Annotated in this window: 5 protein-coding genes; 4 read left to right on the top strand and 1 reads right to left on the bottom strand. The window is 57.6% G+C overall.

The genetic code is table 11. The features are described 5' to 3' along the window. Positions 1-289 precede the first annotated feature (289 nt). Positions 290-715 carry a nucleoside triphosphatase NudI gene (gene nudI, locus JO226_RS18530; protein WP_293641236.1) on the bottom strand — a complete coding sequence of 142 codons (426 nt, stop codon included), beginning with the start codon at positions 713-715 and terminating at the stop codon, positions 290-292. A gap of 187 nt (positions 716-902) precedes the next feature. Between nudI and JO226_RS18525 the strand changes: the two genes are divergently transcribed. From JO226_RS18525 to cysA, 4 genes are all read left to right on the top strand, one after another. Further along, positions 903-1,919 carry a sulfate ABC transporter substrate-binding protein gene (locus JO226_RS18525; protein ID WP_293641233.1) on the top strand — a complete coding sequence of 339 codons (1,017 nt, stop codon included), beginning with the start codon at positions 903-905 and terminating at the stop codon, positions 1,917-1,919. Then, the gene (gene cysT, locus JO226_RS18520) at positions 1,919-2,752 is read left to right on the top strand and encodes a sulfate/thiosulfate ABC transporter permease CysT (RefSeq protein WP_293641230.1); all 834 of its coding nucleotides are present in this window, start codon (positions 1,919-1,921) and stop codon (positions 2,750-2,752) included. The genes JO226_RS18525 and cysT overlap by 1 nt, the downstream gene beginning before the upstream one ends. Continuing rightward, on the top strand, positions 2,752-3,627 hold the full coding sequence (cysW, locus tag JO226_RS18515; protein ID WP_293641228.1) for a sulfate/thiosulfate ABC transporter permease CysW: 876 nt from the start codon (positions 2,752-2,754) through the stop codon (positions 3,625-3,627). The genes cysT and cysW overlap by 1 nt, the downstream gene beginning before the upstream one ends. Next, positions 3,617-4,626, top strand: a 1,010-nt coding sequence (gene cysA, locus JO226_RS18510) for a sulfate/thiosulfate ABC transporter ATP-binding protein CysA (protein ID WP_293641226.1), incomplete at its 3' end; no start/stop codon positions are given. The genes cysW and cysA, both read left to right, overlap by 11 nt.

The following is a 4,626-nucleotide window of genomic DNA, read 5'->3' as shown; positions in this document are numbered from 1 at the left end:
ATGTGACGTCGTACCCGACCCGAAAGCCAGGCGCAATAAGCCGAGGGTACCGCGAAGCGGCGGTTTTCTTTGCCGGGAGCCGGGATTGTCAAGGGCGCGGCGGCGAGCGCCTTTGACACGTTCACCGCAGAGAAATTGACAGGAAGCTGAGGAGGAAAAGTGAACGGAACGGTTCCACCCTTTTTTCAAAGGGAGGGTCTTTAAAGCAAAATAATGAATAAAAATTCATTATTTTGCTTAACTGAGTGGCATTAAGCCGCGGGGCTGCCTTTTTTGTCTCCGGAATCGTCTACAGCAGACCTTTATCGATAAAGGTCTGGCGGGTGGCGATGTTCAGATCGTAGCGGTGCAAATCCTGCGGGCTAACCCAGGCCACCTCCTGAAACTCTTCATTAAAGGTCACGTCACGGTTGCGGCTTTCGCAGTCGAACATCAGATAAATCATGTAAATCTCCTCCTGCGTGCGGTCGGCGTAGGTTTTCATCCGCACGTCGTCGCGAAAATGCCAGGGCGTAATCCGGGTAATCTCCAGCTTCTCGCCCAGTTCTTCGCCAATTTCGCGCAGCAGCGCCTGCTCCATCGTTTCGCCTGGCTCCATACCGCCGCCGGAGATTGCCCATTGTCCGGGGAAAACGCCTCTGTCGTCGGCCATTTTGCACAGCAGGTAGTCGCCATTGTTCTGAATAATCGGGCAGACGATCGTCCGTTGACGCATGGGGTGTTCCTTGTTGGCTGAGGGGGTAGGTGGTGGGACAAGGTTACCAAAATTACCCCACCGCGATAGGCGCTTATTCCCTTTTAAACTTCCAAATCGCTAAACGGTATATAAAACCGTTATATGTTTGCCACCCGTTATAAATAAACTGGCGATAAGCGAATCAACCTGTTTATAAGAGGGCGTCATGGCCGTTAACTCACTGAAAAAAGGATATCTGGCGCTGGCGGCGTCGGTACTGCTGGTCGCGCAGGCGCAGGCGACTGAGCTGTTGAATAGCTCCTATGACGTGTCCCGCGAGCTTTTTGCCGCCCTCAACCCGCCGTTTGCACAGCAGTGGGCGAAAGATAACGGCGGCGATAAGCTGACGATTAAACAGTCACATGCCGGTTCTTCCAAGCAGGCGCTGGCCATTTTGCAGGGCTTAAAAGCAGACGTTGTCACGTATAACCAGGTGACCGACGTGCAAATCCTGCACGACAAAGGCAACCTCATTGCGGCCGACTGGCAAACCCGTCTGCCGAACAACAGCTCGCCGTTTTACTCCACTATGGCGTTCCTGGTGCGTAAGGGGAACCCCAAAAATATCCACGACTGGAGTGACCTGGTGCGGTCCGACGTGAAGCTGATTTTCCCGAACCCGAAAACGTCCGGCAACGCCCGTTACACCTGGCTGGCCGCGTGGGGCGCCGCGGATAAAGCCGACGGCGGCGATAAGGCGAAAACCGAACAGTTTATGACCCAGTTCCTGAAAAACGTTGAGGTATTTGATACCGGCGGGCGCGGCGCGACCACCACCTTTGCTGAACGCGGGCTGGGCGATGTGCTGATTAGCTTCGAGTCGGAGGTGAATAACATCCGCAAGCAGTATGAAGCGCAGGGGTATGAAGTTGTGGTGCCGAAGACCAACATTCTGGCGGAGTTCCCGGTTGCTTGGGTGGATAAAAACGTGAAGGCCAACGACACGGAGAAAGCGGCAAAGGCGTATCTGAACTGGCTCTACAGCCCGCAGGCGCAGGCGATCATTACCGATTACTACTACCGGGTAAACAACCCGGACGTGATGGCGCAGCAGAAAGACAAGTTCCCACAAACGGAGCTGTTCCGGGTGGAGGATAAGTTCGGCAGTTGGGCTGAGGTGATGAAAACCCATTTTGCCAGCGGCGGCGAGCTGGACAAACTGCTGGCGGCGGGGCGTAGCTAATGTTTGCCGCTTCGACAAAACGCGTGCTGCCAGGCTTTAGCTTAAGCCTCGGCACCAGTCTGCTGTTTGTCTGCCTGATTTTATTGCTGCCGCTTAGCGCGCTGGTCATCCAGCTTTCGCAGATGAGCTGGGCGCAGTACTGGGAGGTGATTAGCAATCCGCAGGTGGTGGCCGCGTACAAAGTGACGCTGCTGTCGGCGTTTGTCGCATCGCTATTCAACGGCGTGTTTGGCCTGCTGATGGCGTGGATCCTGACGCGCTATCGGTTTCCCGGGCGTACGCTGCTCGATGCGCTGATGGATCTGCCGTTTGCGCTGCCGACCGCCGTGGCGGGCCTGACGCTGGCGTCGCTGTTCTCGGTCAACGGTTTCTACGGCGAGTGGCTGGCGAAATTCGATATTAAAGTCACCTATACCTGGCTTGGCATCGCGGTGGCGATGGCGTTCACCAGTATTCCCTTTGTGGTGCGCACCGTGCAGCCAGTGCTGGAAGAGTTAGGACCGGAGTACGAAGAGGCGGCGGAAACGCTGGGGGCGACGCGTCTGCAAAGTTTTCGCAAAGTGGTGCTGCCGGAGCTTTCTCCGGCGCTGTTGGCGGGGGTGGCGCTGTCCTTTACCCGCAGCCTCGGCGAGTTTGGCGCGGTGATTTTTATCGCCGGCAACATTGCGTGGAAAACGGAAGTGACCTCGCTGATGATTTTTGTGCGCCTGCAGGAGTTTGACTATCCGGCGGCGAGCGCGATTGCCTCCGTCATCCTGGCGGCGTCGCTGCTACTGCTGTTTTCCATCAATACCTTGCAAAGTCGCTTTGGTCGACGGGTGGTAGGTCACTAATGGCGGACGTTACACAATTAAAGCGCTATGACGCTCCCCGTATCAACTGGGGAAAATGGTTTCTGATAGGCAGCGGGATGCTGGTTTCCGCCTTTATCCTGCTGGTGCCGATGATCTACATCTTTGTGCAGGCGTTTAGCCATGGGCTGATGCCGGTGCTGCACAATCTTGCCGACCCGGACATGCTGCACGCTATCTGGCTGACGGTGATGATTGCGCTGATTACCGTCCCGATAAACCTGGTTTTCGGTACGCTGCTGGCCTGGCTGGTGACGCGTTTTACCTTCCCGGGCCGCCAGCTGTTGCTGACGCTGCTGGATATCCCTTTTGCGGTGTCACCGGTGGTGGCGGGGCTGGTGTATCTGTTGTTTTATGGCTCCAACGGCCCGCTGGGCGGCTGGCTAGAGGCCAACAACCTGCAAATCATGTTTGCCTGGCCAGGCATGGTGCTGGCGACCCTCTTCGTCACCTGTCCGTTTGTGGTGCGCGAGCTGGTGCCGGTGATGCTGAGCCAGGGCAGCAATGAGGATGAAGCCGCCGTGTTGCTGGGCGCCTCCGGCTGGCAGATGTTCTGCCGCGTCACGCTGCCGAATATCCGCTGGGCGCTGCTGTATGGCGTGGTGCTGACCAACGCCCGCGCCATCGGCGAGTTTGGCGCGGTATCGGTGGTGTCAGGTTCGATTCGCGGGGAGACGCTTTCTCTGCCGCTACAGATTGAGTTGCTTCAGCAGGATTACAACACCGTCGGCTCGTTTACTGCGGCGGCCCTGCTGACGTTAATGGCTATTTTGACCCTGTTTTTGAAGAGTATGTTGCAGTGGCGGCTGGAAAATCAGGAAAAACACGCGCAACAGGAGAGACAGCATGAGCATTGAGATTGCCAGCATTAAGAAGTCGTTTGGGCGCACTCAGGTGCTGAACGATATCTCCCTGGATATTCCGTCTGGTCAGATGGTGGCGCTACTTGGCCCCTCTGGTTCAGGAAAAACCACCCTGCTGCGGATCATTGCCGGACTTGAGCATCAGACCAGCGGACAGATTCGCTTCCACGGCACCGACGTCAGCCGTGTGCATGCCCGCGATCGTAAAGTCGGCTTTGTCTTTCAGCATTACGCGCTGTTTCGCCATATGACGGTATTTGACAATATCGCTTTCGGCCTGACGGTGCTGCCGCGTCGTGAACGCCCCAATGCCGCGGCCATCAAAGAAAAAGTGACGAAGCTGCTGGAGATGGTGCAACTGGCGCATCTCGCCGACCGTTTTCCCGCCCAATTATCCGGCGGACAGAAGCAGCGCGTGGCGCTGGCGCGCGCGCTGGCGGTGGAGCCGCAAATTCTGCTGCTGGATGAGCCATTCGGCGCGCTGGATGCCCAGGTGCGTAAAGAGCTTCGCCGCTGGCTGCGTCAGCTGCATGAAGAGCTTAAATTCACCAGTGTGTTCGTGACCCACGACCAGGAAGAGGCGATGGAAGTGGCCGACCGCGTGGTGGTGATGAGCCAGGGGCACATCGAGCAGGTCGATGCGCCGGAGCAGGTATGGCGCGAGCCCGCCACCCGCTTTGTGCTGGAGTTTATGGGCGAGGTCAACCGTCTGAAGGGCGTGGTGCGCGGCGGGCAGTTCCACGTTGGCGCGCACCGCTGGCCGTTGGGCTATACCCCGGCGCACCAGGGCGATGTCGACCTGTTTCTGCGCCCGTGGGAAGTGGATGTCAGCCGCCGCACCAGCCTGGATTCACCCTTGCCGGTGCAGGTACTGGAATCCAGCCCGAAAGGCCATTACACCCAACTGGTGGTGCAACCCATCGGCTGGTATGACGAACCGCTCACCGTGGTGATGCGGGATGATGTGCCGCAGCGCGGCGAGCGGCTGTTTGT

Source organism: Pluralibacter sp. (genome assembly GCF_019237635.1).
Taxonomy (GTDB): Bacteria; Pseudomonadota; Gammaproteobacteria; order Enterobacterales; family Enterobacteriaceae; genus Enterobacter_B.
Note: the sequence above shows the minus strand (reverse complement) of the source record. Positions and strands in the feature narration are given on the sequence as shown.